We start from the raw sequence: 14,569 nt of genomic DNA on the forward strand, positions 1-14,569 counted from the left end.
GTAAATGTTATAATGATGCGAATAAAAAACTACATCCATGGTTCCGGAATCAAAAAATAAAAAAACGACTTCCGGAAGCCATATAATTATAGTAACAATTTGTGGGAAACCGCAACTGACCAGTGGCAGATGGGCTGGCAAAAGAGCGGGTATACAGAATTTTTTTCGTGATTTTCAAAAAAAGCCGAACTATTTCTCGAAGGTCTCGGCAAAAAGTTCAGCTAACGTGGGGAGGAAGTCCGGATGAGTGAGAAAATCCTTGATAATAAGTGCGTAGTCCTTGGGGTAACAGGGGGAATAGCTGCGTACAAGTCGGCCACCCTGGCCAGCAGGCTCGTAAAAGAAGGGGCGGAAGTTCATGTTATCATGAGCGCTAACGCTGTAAACTTCATTACACCTGTAACTTTTGAAACTCTTACAGGCAACAAGTGTTACATTGACACTTTTGACAGGAACTTCCGCTTTGACGTGACCCATATTTCCCTGGCAAAGAAAGCCAATCTGATCATGGTAGCCCCGGCTACAGCAAACTTCATTGCAAAAGCGGCTAACGGAATTGCCGATGACATGCTGACAACAGTGCTCCTCGCCGCAGGATGCCCTAAGCTGGTGGCTCCTGCCATGAATACGGGAATGTTCCTGAATCCAATTACCCAGGACAATATTGAGAAATTGAAGCATTACGGCTTTACAGTAATAGAACCGGCCAGTGGCCGGCTGGCCTGCGGCGATACAGGAGCAGGGAAGATGCCTGAGCCTGAAGAGCTGATTAAGTATATAATGAAGGAAATTTCATTTTCCAAGGATCTGAAGGGGCTGAAAGTCCTGGTAACAGCGGGCCCCACCAGAGAAGAGATTGATCCGGTAAGGTTCATCACCAACCACTCTTCGGGAAAGATGGGTCAGGCTATTGCCAGGGCTGCAATGCTGAGAGGTGCAGAGGTAACACTGATCAGCGGTCCTGTAAATCTGCCGCCGGTGGAATTTGTTGAAACAGTTAATATTACCAGCGCTGAAGACCTGTACCGCCAGGTGATGGAGAGAGCCGGGGATTTCGACCTGCTTTTCATGAGCGCTGCCGTTGCTGATTTTACACCAGCTGTGAAATCCGATCACAAGGTTAAAAAGAATGAAGTTTTCTCAGCAGAGAAACCGGCTGCGGATAAAACTGAAAGAACCGGAAATGCTGAAAATGATGAAACTGCCAATGGGGGAAGAACCTGGAGCTTGCCGCTTGTTCAGACCAGAGACATACTGGGTGAGCTGTCCAAGGTAAGAAAGGATGGCCAGGTACTGTGCGGTTTTGCCATGGAGACAGATAATCTTCTGGAAAATGCTGGACGGAAGCTGAAGACAAAAAAACTGGACATGATTGCAGCCAACAGCCTCAGAACTGCGGGAGCAGGCTTTGCAGGAGATACCAATGTGGTAACTGTAATTACGGAGAATGAATCCCGTGAACTGGGAATGCTGAGCAAACTGGAAACGGGGATGAAACTGCTGGACCAGGCCGCAGATATATACAGAAAGAAAAACAGCTGAAAACAGCAAAAATACAATAATAATTTCTTGCCAAAGAAATAGAGCTGTCATATAATATACGGGCGCATGTATGCGTTCCGTTTTTTTGTGCGGATTTTTAGTTTTTATTAAGCACACCAGAATGAGGCCGCGGTGCTCCATGAGAGTTTAAGGCGATGTGTTCTGGTGGAAGATTTAACCGGAGGTTTAAATTATGTCAGTAGTATCAATGAAACAGCTCCTTGAAGCAGGTGTACATTTCGGCCATCAGACAAGAAGATGGAACCCTAAGATGGCTCCATACATCTTCACTGAGAGAAACGGAATCTACATCATCGACCTGCAGCAGACAATCAAGATGATCGACGATGCTTACGAGTTCATCCGTAAGACTGCAGCAGATGGAAAGCCAATTCTGTTCGTAGGAACAAAGAAGCAGGCTCAGATTGCTATCAAGGACGAGGCAGAGCGTTGCGACCAGTATTATGTAAACCAGAGATGGCTGGGCGGAATGCTGACAAACTATAAGACAATCAAGCAGAGAATCGACCGTCTCCAGGCCATCAAGGACATGGAAGAGGATGGAACATTCAACAAGCTGGTTAAGAAGGAAGTTCTGAAGCTGAAGGCAGAGCAGGAGAAGCTTGAGAAGTACCTGGGCGGAATCAAGGATATGAAGGGAATGCCAGGAGCAATCTTCGTAGTTGACCCTAAGAAGGAGAAGATTGCTGTAAAGGAAGCAAGAATCCTGGGAATTCCTGTAGTAGGTATCGTAGATACAAACTGCGATCCTGATGACGTTGATTTCATCATTCCTGCAAACGACGATGCTATCCGTGCAGTAAAGCTGATCACTTCCAGAATGGCAGACGCTGTTATCGAGGGAAGACAGGGCGAGAGCTTTGCTGAGGCACCTGCAGAGGATCAGGCAGAGGATGCAGCAGAGGCAGAGGATCAGGAATAATTACAAGTAATTACTGATAATTACTGATTCCTGAAAGATGAACAATTTAAGGAGGAAGATATGGCTGTAACAGCAGCAATGGTAAAAGAGCTTCGTGAGCTTACAGGCTCCGGCATGATGGACTGCAAGAAGGCTCTTGTTGAGTCCGATGGAGATATCGATAAGGCTGTTGACTGGCTTCGTGAGAAGGGAATCATGAAGGCTCAGAAGAAGTCCGGAAGAATCGCAGCAGAGGGACTGGTTAGACTGGCTTTCGCTGATGACCACAAGTCTGCCGGAATCGTTGAGATCAACTCTGAGACAGACTTCGTTGCCAAGAACCAGGAGTTTGTTGACTATGTTCAGGCTGTAGCTGACCTGGCACTGGTTAAGGGAAATGAGTCTATGGAGCAGTTCCTTGCAGAGCCATTTGAGGGATCCACTCTCTCAGAGGTACACACTGCAAAGGTTGCTAAGATCGGAGAGAACCTGAACATCAGAAGATTTGCAAGAGTCGAGGAAGATGGTGTCGTTTATGCAGGATACGTTCACGGCGGCGGACGCATAGGCGTTATCGTAGGAATCAAGACTGAGGCTACTCCTGAGGAAATCGAGATGGTTGGTAAGGACGTAGCAATGCAGGTAGCTTCCATGAATCCTAAGTTCGTAGACGAGGATGGCGTAGATCCAGAGTACCTGGAGAGCGAGAAGAAGATCCTGACAGAGCAGGTTCTGAACGAGGGCAAGAAGCCAGAGATGGTTGACAGAATCGTTGCAGGCAAGATCAAGAAAGAGCTGAAAGAGGTTTGCCTGGTAGATCAGCCATTCGTAAAGAACAGCGATCTCTCTGTAAAGCAGTATGTTGACAGCGTTGCCAAGGAAATGGGCAAGCCAATGCAGGTTGTATCCATGGTTCGTTACGAGGTAGGCGAAGGAATCGAGAAGAAGGAAGACGACTTCGCTGCTGAGGTAGCAGCTGCAGCACAGGCATAAGCTGTTTTACAAGAAGTTTCATATTAGAGATAATATTGAATAATAACGGATGTGTGAAATCATCCGAAGACTAATCAGTAAAGAAGCTGACTCATTTCAACAGAATGGGTCAGCTTTTTTAGTGGAACAGTGCTGGAACCACGTCTTTGAAGCTTTGTAAATTCCATAACAATATGAGGGTTAAACTCTGTCAGTTGGCAGAAAAATCTTATATAATCTATAAAAAGGCCAGTTAGTCGGTAGCTGGCCATTTTCGAAAGGATGTATGGGAAGCCTATGAGCACAAATCGCATCAACAGGATAATAAAGAGATTTTGCCGGTGGACAGAAGCGGTACTTTCTGTGGTGATCACCATAGTCATTATAATTTCCATTTTCGTCATGGTGGTCTCACTGATAAAGAACCCGGAGGCTGTGGAGAGCGCCAGGGGATTCGGCCTCTTCCTTGAAGAAGTCCTCTATTTCATAGTGGGCATAGAGATGGTCAAGATGCTCATGACTCACAAAATGGAAGACGTAATGGACGTTCTTATTCTGGCTATGGCCCGCCACATGCTGGTGACTCATACATCGGTGGAAGGGACCCTCCTTCAGATAATCGGAATATGCCTGCTTTTCCTCGTGCGCTGCGTAATCCGGAAGTTTTCAAACACAGAAAAGAAGGATGAATGGGACGAGGACTGCGATGACTGCAGGTAAGATTTTACAGGCGGATTTGTAAAAAATCCTCAATAGTGATATGTTTGTTCAGAAAAGCGTTCCTGTCACAGGGAGCACAATTTAATTATTTTATTGCCACATATTAAGACTAATTTCAGATTGAATTCCACATGCTGGAATTTGTTTACACATATTAATACGATGAGGTTCAAGGCATGGTCAGGAAACGGGTCACAATCACCCTTCTGGCCCTGGTCCTAATCCTTGCCGCCGGATGTTCTGCAGCCCCGGGAGGAGGTTCCGGGGGCGGACGAAAGACAATTGAAACGTCAGAAATGACAGAGGCACCGGGAAAGATTGTCTATTCCGGTGAGGATGCGGTAATTGATGCATCCAATGCTTCCAAGGGATACGTTATGGTCAAATATACCGGATCTGCAGACAAGATACAGGTTCAGGTGACCAACCCTGATGGAAGCCGCAGCCCTTATCCCTTTGAAAAAGGAGATTTTCACGGCGTTCCTCTTGCGGGGGGAAGCGGCAGTTACACTATAGCAGTATATTCTCACGTATCAGGAGACCTTTATTCAGTGTCCCTGTCGAAAACCATTCAGGTGGATCTGGAAGATCAGTTCGGACCGTTCCTGTATCCCAACCAGTATGTTGAATATACTAACGATTCAGAGTGCACCCGGTACGGCAGAAAGTTATCAGACAAGTCAGGGGACGACATCGACTACATCACCAGAGTTTTCAACTATGTCACCAGGACTGTGACCTACGATGAGAAAATGGCAGAAAACATTCCGGCCAATTACCTTCCGGATCCGGACAGAACCATGGACAAGAAGACAGGCATCTGTCTCGACTACGCATCGCTGATGACTGCAATGCTCAGGTCTCAAGGGATTCCTACGAAACTGGAAGTCGGTTATTCTGAAGACGTTTACCACGCATGGATCAGCGTTTACCTGGAAGATAAGGGATGGGTAGACGATGTAATAGAATTTGACGGCCACAGCTGGACCCTCATGGATCCTACACTGGCCTCTGCCAACGATATTAAATCATCGGCTAAGTACATGAAGAATAAAGACCACTACAAGCTGATGTACAATTACTGATGCTAAAGGAGAAGATATGTCAGAGGACAGACGCGACGGAGAGAATAAGGTCAGGGACAAGAAAAAACAGGCGGTAAGGAAGCTGGCCCCAGATGAGCTGGCAGCCTTTTCCGGTCAGATGTCACTAATAATAAATTCAGGACTGTCAGTACTGGACGGCCTGGAGATTATGAGAGATGATGCTGAAAACCAGGATGAGAAAATAATCCTTGAAGCTATGATAGAGGATTTTGCTGTGACCACCAGTCTGGCCAGTGCTATGAAAGCTGCAGGAGTTTTTCCGTCCTATATGATTGGAATGGTAGAGACAGGAGAGTCCACAGGAAACCTGGACAAGGTTATGGCAGGGCTGGAGCACCAGTATCTGAGAGAGAGCGATATGCAGAAAAGCATTTACCAGGCTGTTGTATATCCCGTAGTTCTGTCAGTTATGGTAACAGCAGTTATTCTGGTTCTTATAATTCAGGTTATGCCTGTGTTCGATAGAGTTTTCAGTGAGTTGGGAACAGCAATGACTGGAGTACCACTGGTTCTTTCCCGCATCGGAAACTCTCTCAGCGGCTCGGGATTCGTATTTATGGTTGTAGTGCTGATCATAGCCCTGGTTCTCTTGATAATGGGAAAAACAGACAGTGGCCAGGGGCAGCTCCGCAAGCTAGGGTATAAACTTCCGGGAATCCGGAAGTCGAGACACGGGGAATCAGCCTCCAGGTTTGCTACTCACATGTCTCTGGTGCTTTCCAGCGGTCTCACTGTAGATCAGGGGCTGAGAATGGCCGATGAAGTTATTGATGACCAGCAGTTCAGGGAACAACTGGCCCAGTGCCGCAGCCTTATGGACAAAGGAGAATCTTTTTCCATGGCGCTTAGAGAGAGCCGCATTTTCTCCGGCATCTATTCACAACTTGTTGAGACCGGAAGCCGTACAGGAAACATGGATGAGGCCATGGACAAAGTGGCAGATCTGTACAGAGAAGAGCTGGAAGGCCAGGTAGATGCCCGTCTTGCCCGCCTTGAACCGGCCCTGGTCGTAATAATGTCAGTTATCGTAGGAGGAATTCTGCTTTCAGTAATGATCCCGTTGATCAGCATAATGTCAGCCCTTTAACGCCGGGGTTTACAATAGCAGGAAAGGCATCAGCATATGAAGAGATTCGTCAGGACACAGCAGAAAAAGGAATTTACAACAGGAGCAGTGATCATCACGGTTCTGTGCTTTTTTGTGGTTCTGGCAGGTTTTCTCTATGCCGTGGGAGAAGTGGAACAGGGGTCAAGGCAGAGGCAGGAGGAGGCCCTGCAGAACGCAGTAAACCGGGACATTACTATTTGCTATGCCCAGGAAGGCCGCTACCCCGAGGATCTGAAATATCTGGAAGACAACTACGGACTCACATGGGATAAAAAGGAGTTTTCCGTAAAATATCAGGTGGTTGGCGCCAATATCCGGCCCTACGTTACGGTGATTCCCCTTGGAAACAGCGGAACCGGTTTTTCCGGCTTCCACTGGGGAACGGAATAGGAGGGGGCAGTGAGAAACAGAGTTTTCAGAATAAACGCAGTTCTGCCCATACTTGTTCTGTGTATTTTTGCAATGCTGGCGGTGGTGGTAACCTCTGAGGCTGCCGGAGCCTATAAGAGAGAGCAGCTGAGGACAGAACAGAACTACTCATCAAGAATTATTCCTTCCTATGTGACAGAGAAGGTCCGCCAGGCGGATCCCGGATCTGTAACCATAGGAACTGTAGGAAAACAACCTGCCCTTTTCATCAGGAGCCAGGTGACTGGAAGTGGAGAGACCGGGAACCAGGAGAGCACCGGCCTTCTTACTTGTATTTATCAGTACGACGGGGAGCTGATGGAACAGACAGTCAGACAGGGAGATTCAATCAGCCCTTCGGGAGGAACTGCTATAGCCAAGGCCAAGGTGTTTACTCCCGTGGAAGAGAGCCCTGGCCTGCTGAAACTGGTGTACATAGGGGAAGGGGACACAGTCATGGCAGCATATGTAAAGTTTTAGACAACTGTACGGAATCAGGATTTAGGAGAGTTATCCGTAATGAGGAGATCTTTTTTGCCGGGAGGGCAGAAACTTAAAAGACGAAGCTGGGGACCTATGTTAATGGAAATATTGATTGCCCTGCTTATATTTTCCCTGGTCAGCGCAGTTTCCCTGGCATTTTTCGTCCGGGCCAGGGAGATGAACAGAGAAGCGGCAGAGAAGGCCTGGGCATCAGACCGGGTCTCTGATGTCAGCGAGATACTGAGAAGCTCCAGCTCAATAGATGATTTTTCCGGAAGGCTGGAGAAGGCTTTCCCGGGAATGAGAGAAACAAGGGCCGGGAAGTACTCCTGGATTCAGTGGTATGACAGCTCTATGACTGCTGTTAATGATGGAAAAGGATCCATCGCCCTGAAGGTTACGGCATTCCGGGATGGAGGGATGATAAGGGGCCGGATTGTAATAAAAAATGTGGAGACCGGTGACACCATTTACTCATCTAGCTGCAGTCACTATGCACCATAGGGGGCTGGAAACTTTCTTGAGGGACAGACACCTCTCTGCCTCGGGGCAGCCGCAATCTGTGATGAGGGAAAAAGATTTTTTTTACGGAGATGAAAAATGCAATACAGCAGAAGGAAAACAGGACAGAACAGGCATGACCGGCCGGGAAGGCAGGTCTATACCATTGGGATACCTGTGCTTCTGGTGACTTTTGTGGCGGTGTGCCTGATTGTGCTCAGCGCTGCAGCATACGTTACGTCGAGACAGGACCTTAAGGAGGCCAGAAACCACGTGGAGGTTCAGGCGGAATACCAGAAGGCCATGAACAGGGCAGAAGAAGTCTGCATGGAGATAGATCAGGGAAAAAATCCTTCTCAGTGGAACGGAGGGGATCGGATCTCTGTTGGGATGAAGGACGGCGGAACTCTTACTGCAGGGGTGGAAGAGAGAAACGGAAGGCACGTAATCAGTTGGACCCAGATTAAGAAAGGGGAAGGCTGGTCAGGAAAAGAACAGACACTGAAAGGAATTTAGATGAGCTTCAGTATAAAGGATATTTTGAAAAAAGCTGTGGAAGATGGGGCCTCTGATGTTTTTGTTGTGGCCGGCATGTCTGTGGGATTCAGGCACAGCGGCCGGGTTCAGGTTATTGACGAAGATAAGCTGAACAAGGATGATTGTCTGCGGCTTCTTACTGAGATCTACCAGCTTGCTGATAACAGGTCTATGGAAGGATATCTGAAGACGGGAGATGATGACTTTTCCTTTGCAATTCCAGGCCTTTCCCGGTTCAGAGTCAGCGCCTACAAACAGAGAGGCTCCCTTGCTGCGGTTATCAGGATTATTTCTTTTGTTCTGCCGGATTACCGGGAGCTTAATATTCCAGAAGAAATCATGGAACTGGGGGATATGAGGGACGGCCTGGTTCTTGTGACGGGACCTGCAGGAAGTGGAAAATCAACTACCCTGGCCTGCATCATCGACAGAATAAACAACAGCAGAAGCGCCAATATCATCACCCTTGAGGATCCAATTGAATATCTTCATCAACACAGAAAATCTATTGTGAGCCAGAGGGAGATGGCGGTGGATTCCCGCAATTATGTGACGGCCCTGAGGGCTACCTTGCGCCAGAGCCCGGATGTAATTCTTCTGGGAGAGATGAGGGATTATGAAACGATTTCTGTTGCCATGACTGCGGCAGAGACCGGACATTTTCTTTTGTCCACCCTTCACACCATGGGAGCGGCTAACACCATAAACAGGATAATCGATGTTTTCCCTGCAAGCCAGCAGCGGCAAATATCCGTTCAGATGTCCATGGTCCTTCAGGCTGTTGTTTCGCAGCAGCTGGTTCCGGCTGTTGACGGCTCAGTTGTGCCGGTTTTCGAGATGATGAAGGTGACGCCGGCTATAAGGAACATGATCAGGGAAAACAAGATTGCTCAGATAGATGCTGCTGTGAGAGGCGGTAGAGAAAGCAGTGGGCTGACTAATGACGGCGGACTTTTCCGCCTTGCCAGCGACGGTGTAATCACAGCAGAAACAGCAGTTCAATATGCAAATGACCCTCAGATTATGAAAAATCGTCTTGGAGGTGCAGGATTATGATTGAATTTCGAGCAAAATTTTTTGGGAAGCTGAAACTATCAGATGGCCTCACCTCCGTTACCCAGGAGGAGATGCACTCAGACAGGCTGGTAAAACTTCTGGCATTTCTCATTATCCGACGGGACCACTCCTGTACTATTGGAGAGATATCCGATGCCATCTGGGGAGCGGATTCAGATATTAATTCTTCAGGTGCAGTTAAGAACCTGGCGTGGAGGCTGAGAAAGGCCCTGAAAACCAGGTGGCCGGATTTGGAATTTCTGGTTACATTCAAGGGAAGCTACAAGTTCAATCCGTGTATTCATGTTGTTACAGATTATGAAGAGATGCTGGAACTAAGGAACGCCGGTGAGAAGGCTGATGATCTTGAGGAGCAAACCCGGTATTACCGCCGGGCCTTCGACCTTTATGACGGGGAGTTTATGGCGAATTTCATGGATGAACCCTGGATATTGAACCAGAGCGCCTACTATTCCAATGTTTTTATTTCTCTTGCCATTCAGCTTGCAGACAACTATGAAAAGCTGGGAAGGTTTGATGAGATGGAATCGGTGGCCGAAGAGGTACTGAAATATGAACCTTTGGATGAAAGGCTTTGGGTGGCCCTTATCAAGGCCAAGGGGAGTGCAGGAAAATACGCAGAGGCGGAAGATGCGTTCCACAAGGCATCTGAGAATCTGTACAATTCCCTGGGAATCGGCCCTTCAGATGACCTCAGAGAAGCATATAACAAGGCACTCAGCCAGGTGGAAAATGATGAAGCTGATATAGGCACTGTCATGGATGAACTGAAGGAGTCATCGGAGCCTCAGGGAGCCTACTACTGCAGCTTCGGAGTCTTCAAGAAAATGTACGAACTGTCTGCCAGGAGACTGGTGCGGTTTGGGTTCACCGTGCACATAGCGTTGATCACAGTGGATCTTAAAGATGCCGACAGGAGCAGCATTGACAGGAACAGATCTATTGAGAAGGCCATGGAGGCCATGAGAGAAAGCATCAGCAAGTCCCTCAGAACTGGTGACGTTTTTGCCCGGTACAGTAAAACTCAGTTCGTTGTCATGCTCCCGGCCTGCGAATACGAGATGGGCAAAAAGGTAATGAAGAGGGTGTTCAGTAATTTCGATGGCACCAGGGGAGCCTACAAATACAGAAGAGCATACTCTCTCCGGGAGCTTCAGGGATCTGTTGCAAATAACAGAAGGGAGACACTATTTGTCAGCCCTGATTCCATCAGGGTCTGCGTGGATAAATACGACAGCGAGACCGGAATAAGCGGACGGATTGTGGGTATGGCCCTCGAGAACCCGGTATCTTTCACAGGACTGGGAGAATTTTTCCTGATTGTGAGCCGTATCTTCGATTCCATGGGCAGACCGCAGCCTAACGACAGCCTGCGAAGCTTTGAGAAAGCCGATGAGGTTAAAGAAAAGAACGAAAAAAGGGTATACAGTTTCAGACCCAGCATTTTCCATACAGCCGAAGAAATCAGCCTTACCAAAGGATATGAGGCAACCCTGGACATCAGATTCACCAGCAGAAGCAGAAACACCTGGCAGGGAATCATTGCCGATGAGAAAGGCGGTACATGTGCCTTTGACAGCGAGTTGGAGCTGATGAAAAAATTCCGGCTGATCTCCGGCAGCGAAGAGGGAGACATCAGCGCCGACTCCGGAACTGAACCAGAAAAAACACATAAGAAACAATAGTGTACCGGATTTGCGAAACAGGAACATAGGATGTGACTGAATTGTGACATCAGGGTTGTATCATCAACCTGTAAATATGCCATGTGGGGATGGCATGTGGGGGTGATAAAATGAATTCATTTGTTGTCAACGTACTTGACACCAGAAACCATACCTGGCAAGGGACAGTGACGTGGGTTGAAAGCCAGAGAACGGAAAGCTTTCGCAGCGCCATTGAACTGATGGAATTGATCAATTCTGTTGTGGGGACAGAGGAGATTGCGTTCAATAAAGAAACTGAGAATGAAACTGAGAATCCGAAACAGTAAGAGGACAGAGGGCAGCATGATTATGCTGCCCTCCTGACCAGGAGATCAATTCAGAATTTCCAGGGCCGTCGCATTTGAAAAAAATGTGACGGTCTTATTTTGGTGTGGATCTTATGTGGGGAGAGAACAGATTCGGCGGGGGGCTATGCTGGCGGTTTACCCCTGCCGCTCCGCCGTTTACCCTGGGATATGAAAAAATCGATATCTCGGGGTAGCGTACAAGATTTTTTTCTGAAAAAATACCGCGAGACTGCCAAATCAAGAAATCTCGCGGTATTTGTACCATCAAACTAAACAAAACAGAGGCATCTGCACACTTCAAAATTCAGGGAACTGAAGAAAATATAGAGCGCAGATGCCTCTTGCCTAAATATCAGATGAGAAATATACGGCGAGAATCAAGGAATTCAAAATCCCGGGGTAAAAAATCAATGTTTTTTTGGCGGGCGTACAGCGAGATCGTAATAAACTCAAATCCCGGGGTAAACATGGAGAAACGTTGCCCCCACAATAAGCGCAGCGCCCTGGAAACGAAGTATTCGGGAAACGCAGCACGCTGTATTGCCGTACGTCCGGTCTTATTTATTCATATCCAAATGCAGTACATTTCCAGCCTTGTCAGGAACTGTGACTTTAAAGGATTTTTCCGGATAATCAAAAGCAACAGTATTATTCTCACTGTCGGAAGACAGCACATCCACCTTTTTACCCTCTTCATCTTCTGCGGCAATGCGGCTGAAGTCTACACCAGACCCCTTGTCGGAAAGGTGAAGAATCAGATGACCGTCTTTAGAGCTGGTGCTTACCAGTACAGGAGGCCAGGTGTCGAAGCTCCTTACTTTCACAGAACTCTTGCGAATCCCCCGTCCTGCCGTCTTTACCGTTACAGTCATTTTTCCATCGGTCCGGGGCAGGAGCGTATAGGTGTTTTCGTTTTCCTGCATAACAGGCACCGCCTGTGATCCTTCTTTATCAGTGACCGTCGCAACAACAGATCTGACCGGCATCATGGAGCTCACTTCCAGGCTGTAGGACGGAAGACCGGTGTACTTGTTTGAAGACTGGCTCTTTTCCACTTTCACATCGGGGTTCAGAAAAAGCAGAGGAACTGCAATCAGTACAAGAGCGGCTATTGCGATGATCCACCTCATGGTGCTGGTGCGCCGTCCTCTGTAAATATCGTATTCCTGGATGTACTCAAGGGGAATGGAATTGTCTGGGAGACCAAGGCTGTCCAGAAGTTCCGACAGAAGAAGCTCTTTCTCCCGGCCAGTGAGGGCGGGCCGCTGTACCTTTCTCGCTGTAGTCTCTTTTTTTGACATAGAAAGCCTGGCGGCAATCTGAGACTGGAGCCATGAAAGCTTCTCTGCAGCCTGAGAGGGAGTTTTAACCGTACCGATGGACCGGTAGAAAAGCACATACAAAGCCTGGGTGCCATCCTGGGCAAGATAGGCGCTGCCCAGTACTGAATAAAAATTCCTGTATACCTCGTCAACGGTCATGGAGTACAGAGATGCGAGAGCATTGCTGTCCTTGTTGCTGATTCTGTTCAGAAGATCCTGAACGTATGAGGCGTTACGCCGGTAGACCATTTCCTGGAAGGCTCTATTCTTCATGGCAGGTTCCTTCCTTACTTATGGTGTGAATCTGACTGTTGTAATCAATCCTCCTGTTGGCCAGGGCAATGAGATGGACAATATCCCCGGAAGGGTCCTCCTGTTCATGGAATGCCCAGGCAATTGTGTATCGTATCTCCAGACCGTTGTTCCGGCTGTTGAACTGTTCCACCTTCTGAAGTATCCTTCTGAGAAAATCATCTACGTCGTCGGTAGAAAGTCCTTCGGCCATGGCGATGAAACGGCTTCCTCCGTTTCTTCCCACGAAAAACCTGTCCAGTGAGGCCAGCTCAAGGGCGTTGGAAAACCTGACAAGAATCTCATTGCCTGCCGGCCTTCCTTTTTCTTCGTTTACTTCTTTAAGATTGGTGATTTCAAAGGCTATGCATACAAATTTCTCTGGCAGGGTGTGCCCTTGATACTTATCAAGAATGGCGTCGATGCTGTATCTGTTGGCCACCTTGGAGACCGGGTCAGAACCCATGGTTTTGATCATTTCTTCGTAAGATTTCTGCTGCTGGGTAAACAGAGAGAAGTCCAGGAAAATAAAGAAAAATGATATTGCCAGTGTTACCCAGAGGAGAAGGGAGGCAACCTGACCGCTGCCGTGGCGGAAGATGACGGTTACCATGGAAATCAGCGAAATAACAAGAAAGACAAATAGCTGGATAGTCTTGTACCGGTCAGTTTTTTTCATGTGATCTCCTTACGATTCCCTTCCGTAATCAATTGATATTAGCTAAACGCTGATCAAAGTGATATGCTGTGAATTAATAATATTATATGCCAAATACATTGAATTTAAAAAAGTGCATTCGGTGAAAAACTCAAATAATATGAGACAAATATGAGACGCAATGTGACTATACTATAACCAGGATCATCATCAAGTATAGTGACATAGTGGAAGCAGGGGTGAAAAAGAGCTTCCGCAACAGGATTATATCATCTTGCTGAGACATATTCATCTCAATGATGATGGGGTCCGTAGCAAACAGGAGGTACTTGTGATGAATGGAGGATATATGGATCTTCACCGGGGGGCTGAAAGCCGTAGACCGGGGGATAAGTTCGGAAAAGCCGAGGCCAGAAACAGACTTCTGGTCACATTGGGCGGGACGGCAGTGCTGTTGATCCTGCTTGGGGTAGTGCTTCTCCTGTTCGTGGGGATCTCCAGAGTTGATGGCAGTTCCATGTATCCCACATATAACAGCGGCGACATCGTATGGTTCAGGCGTGGCGGAGAAGACTTTGCCAGAGGAACAGTGGTGTCATTGAACATGCCGGGAGGAGACCGCTACATTAAACGAGTAGTGGCAGTACCTGGTGATACAGTGGACATCAAGGATGGGCGGCTGTTTGTAAATGGCAGGGCGGTGAGGGAGCCCTACGCCAATGGGGTCACTGAAGCAGATCCGGAAGGGTTTGTGACGTATCCCTGCAAATTATCAAAGAATAAATATTTTGTACTAGGTGATAACAGACGCAAATCAGTGGACTCCAGATCTTTCGGTCCGGTGGCGTCGGCCCAGATCCAGGGGAGGATACTGGGACAGCACTAAAGGCGCCATCAGGATTAATTGC

At 47.7% G+C, this 14,569-nt stretch carries 16 protein-coding genes; 14 read left to right on the forward strand and 2 right to left on the reverse strand.

Features of this window, described 5'->3' with window-relative positions; all coding sequences use genetic code 11:
• Positions 1–243 precede the first annotated feature (243 nt).
• The 13 genes from coaBC (at position 244) to FYJ66_RS07955 (ending at position 11,369) form a co-directional block, all read left to right on the forward strand.
• Complete coding sequence (coaBC, locus tag FYJ66_RS07895; protein WP_154572968.1) at positions 244–1,542, forward strand: bifunctional phosphopantothenoylcysteine decarboxylase/phosphopantothenate--cysteine ligase CoaBC; 1,299 nt, start codon at positions 244–246, stop codon at positions 1,540–1,542.
• A gap of 193 nt (positions 1,543–1,735) precedes the next feature.
• Complete coding sequence (gene rpsB / locus FYJ66_RS07900) at positions 1,736–2,485, forward strand: 30S ribosomal protein S2 (protein ID WP_154572969.1); 750 nt, start codon at positions 1,736–1,738, stop codon at positions 2,483–2,485.
• A 60-nt stretch (positions 2,486–2,545) separates the two neighbouring features.
• Positions 2,546–3,457, forward strand: coding sequence for a translation elongation factor Ts (tsf, locus tag FYJ66_RS07905; protein ID WP_154572970.1), 912 nt, complete (start codon positions 2,546–2,548; stop codon positions 3,455–3,457).
• A gap of 276 nt (positions 3,458–3,733) precedes the next feature.
• The gene (locus FYJ66_RS07910; protein ID WP_154572971.1) at positions 3,734–4,156 is read left to right on the forward strand and encodes a hypothetical protein; all 423 of its coding nucleotides are present in this window, start codon (positions 3,734–3,736) and stop codon (positions 4,154–4,156) included.
• A gap of 176 nt (positions 4,157–4,332) precedes the next feature.
• A complete protein-coding gene (locus FYJ66_RS07915) occupies positions 4,333–5,241 on the forward strand; it encodes a transglutaminase-like domain-containing protein (RefSeq protein ID WP_154572972.1) in 909 nt (302 codons plus the stop codon).
• Positions 5,242–5,257: 16 nt separating this feature from the next.
• Positions 5,258–6,349, forward strand: a complete 1,092-nt coding sequence (locus FYJ66_RS07920; protein ID WP_154572973.1) for a type II secretion system F family protein — start codon at positions 5,258–5,260, stop codon at positions 6,347–6,349.
• A 36-nt stretch (positions 6,350–6,385) separates the two neighbouring features.
• Positions 6,386–6,760 (forward strand): hypothetical protein, encoded by a 375-nt coding sequence (locus FYJ66_RS07925; RefSeq protein WP_154572974.1) that lies wholly within the window; start codon positions 6,386–6,388, stop codon positions 6,758–6,760.
• A 9-nt stretch (positions 6,761–6,769) separates the two neighbouring features.
• Positions 6,770–7,258, forward strand: coding sequence for a DUF4860 domain-containing protein (locus FYJ66_RS07930; RefSeq protein WP_154572975.1), 489 nt, complete (start codon positions 6,770–6,772; stop codon positions 7,256–7,258).
• A gap of 102 nt (positions 7,259–7,360) precedes the next feature.
• Complete coding sequence (locus FYJ66_RS07935; RefSeq protein ID WP_154572976.1) at positions 7,361–7,765, forward strand: hypothetical protein; 405 nt, start codon at positions 7,361–7,363, stop codon at positions 7,763–7,765.
• A gap of 96 nt (positions 7,766–7,861) precedes the next feature.
• A complete protein-coding gene (locus FYJ66_RS07940; RefSeq protein ID WP_154572977.1) occupies positions 7,862–8,278 on the forward strand; it encodes a hypothetical protein in 417 nt (138 codons plus the stop codon).
• The gene (locus tag FYJ66_RS07945) at positions 8,279–9,355 is read left to right on the forward strand and encodes a type IV pilus twitching motility protein PilT (protein ID WP_154572978.1); all 1,077 of its coding nucleotides are present in this window, start codon (positions 8,279–8,281) and stop codon (positions 9,353–9,355) included.
• Positions 9,352–11,061, forward strand: a complete 1,710-nt coding sequence (locus tag FYJ66_RS07950) for an AfsR/SARP family transcriptional regulator (RefSeq protein ID WP_154572979.1) — start codon at positions 9,352–9,354, stop codon at positions 11,059–11,061. Before FYJ66_RS07945 ends, FYJ66_RS07950 begins: the two co-directional genes overlap by 4 nt.
• Positions 11,062–11,171: 110 nt before the next feature.
• Positions 11,172–11,369, forward strand: coding sequence for a hypothetical protein (locus tag FYJ66_RS07955; RefSeq protein WP_206157039.1), 198 nt, complete (start codon positions 11,172–11,174; stop codon positions 11,367–11,369).
• Between the two features lie 578 nt (positions 11,370–11,947).
• On the opposite strand, the gene FYJ66_RS07960 is transcribed toward FYJ66_RS07955, so the two are convergent.
• Together FYJ66_RS07960 and FYJ66_RS07965 are read right to left on the reverse strand one after the other, a co-directional pair.
• Positions 11,948–12,985, reverse strand: coding sequence for an RNA polymerase sigma factor (locus FYJ66_RS07960; RefSeq protein ID WP_154572981.1), 1,038 nt, complete (start codon positions 12,983–12,985; stop codon positions 11,948–11,950).
• The gene (locus tag FYJ66_RS07965; RefSeq protein ID WP_154572982.1) at positions 12,975–13,682 is read right to left on the reverse strand and encodes a GGDEF domain-containing protein; all 708 of its coding nucleotides are present in this window, start codon (positions 13,680–13,682) and stop codon (positions 12,975–12,977) included. Before FYJ66_RS07965 ends, FYJ66_RS07960 begins: the two co-directional genes overlap by 11 nt.
• Before the next feature lie 313 nt (positions 13,683–13,995).
• Here FYJ66_RS07965 and lepB point away from each other — a divergent pair, with 313 nt between their 5' ends.
• Positions 13,996–14,547 (forward strand): signal peptidase I, encoded by a 552-nt coding sequence (lepB, locus tag FYJ66_RS07970; protein ID WP_154572983.1) that lies wholly within the window; start codon positions 13,996–13,998, stop codon positions 14,545–14,547.
• The last annotated feature ends 22 nt before the right edge of the window (positions 14,548–14,569 follow it).

The sequence above is a fragment of the Allobaileyella intestinalis genome, from assembly GCF_009695865.1.
Lineage (GTDB): Bacteria > Bacillota > Clostridia > Peptostreptococcales > Anaerovoracaceae > Allobaileyella > Allobaileyella intestinalis.

Coding starts and splice junctions, on each gene's coding strand:
- coaBC (WP_154572968.1), top strand. CDS start 244: ATGAGTGAGAAAATCCTTGATAATAAGTGCGTAGTCCTTGGGGTAACA.
- FYJ66_RS07920 (WP_154572973.1), top strand. CDS start 5,258: ATGTCAGAGGACAGACGCGACGGAGAGAATAAGGTCAGGGACAAGAAA.
- FYJ66_RS07950 (WP_154572979.1), top strand. CDS start 9,352: ATGATTGAATTTCGAGCAAAATTTTTTGGGAAGCTGAAACTATCAGAT.
- FYJ66_RS07940 (WP_154572977.1), top strand. CDS start 7,862: ATGCAATACAGCAGAAGGAAAACAGGACAGAACAGGCATGACCGGCCG.
- FYJ66_RS07910 (WP_154572971.1), top strand. CDS start 3,734: ATGAGCACAAATCGCATCAACAGGATAATAAAGAGATTTTGCCGGTGG.
- rpsB (WP_154572969.1), top strand. CDS start 1,736: ATGTCAGTAGTATCAATGAAACAGCTCCTTGAAGCAGGTGTACATTTC.
- FYJ66_RS07960 (WP_154572981.1), bottom strand. CDS start 12,985: ATGAAGAATAGAGCCTTCCAGGAAATGGTCTACCGGCGTAACGCCTCA.
- FYJ66_RS07935 (WP_154572976.1), top strand. CDS start 7,361: ATGGAAATATTGATTGCCCTGCTTATATTTTCCCTGGTCAGCGCAGTT.
- FYJ66_RS07915 (WP_154572972.1), top strand. CDS start 4,333: ATGGTCAGGAAACGGGTCACAATCACCCTTCTGGCCCTGGTCCTAATC.
- FYJ66_RS07945 (WP_154572978.1), top strand. CDS start 8,279: ATGAGCTTCAGTATAAAGGATATTTTGAAAAAAGCTGTGGAAGATGGG.
- FYJ66_RS07955 (WP_206157039.1), top strand. CDS start 11,172: ATGAATTCATTTGTTGTCAACGTACTTGACACCAGAAACCATACCTGG.
- FYJ66_RS07925 (WP_154572974.1), top strand. CDS start 6,386: ATGAAGAGATTCGTCAGGACACAGCAGAAAAAGGAATTTACAACAGGA.
- tsf (WP_154572970.1), top strand. CDS start 2,546: ATGGCTGTAACAGCAGCAATGGTAAAAGAGCTTCGTGAGCTTACAGGC.
- lepB (WP_154572983.1), top strand. CDS start 13,996: ATGAATGGAGGATATATGGATCTTCACCGGGGGGCTGAAAGCCGTAGA.
- FYJ66_RS07965 (WP_154572982.1), bottom strand. CDS start 13,682: ATGAAAAAAACTGACCGGTACAAGACTATCCAGCTATTTGTCTTTCTT.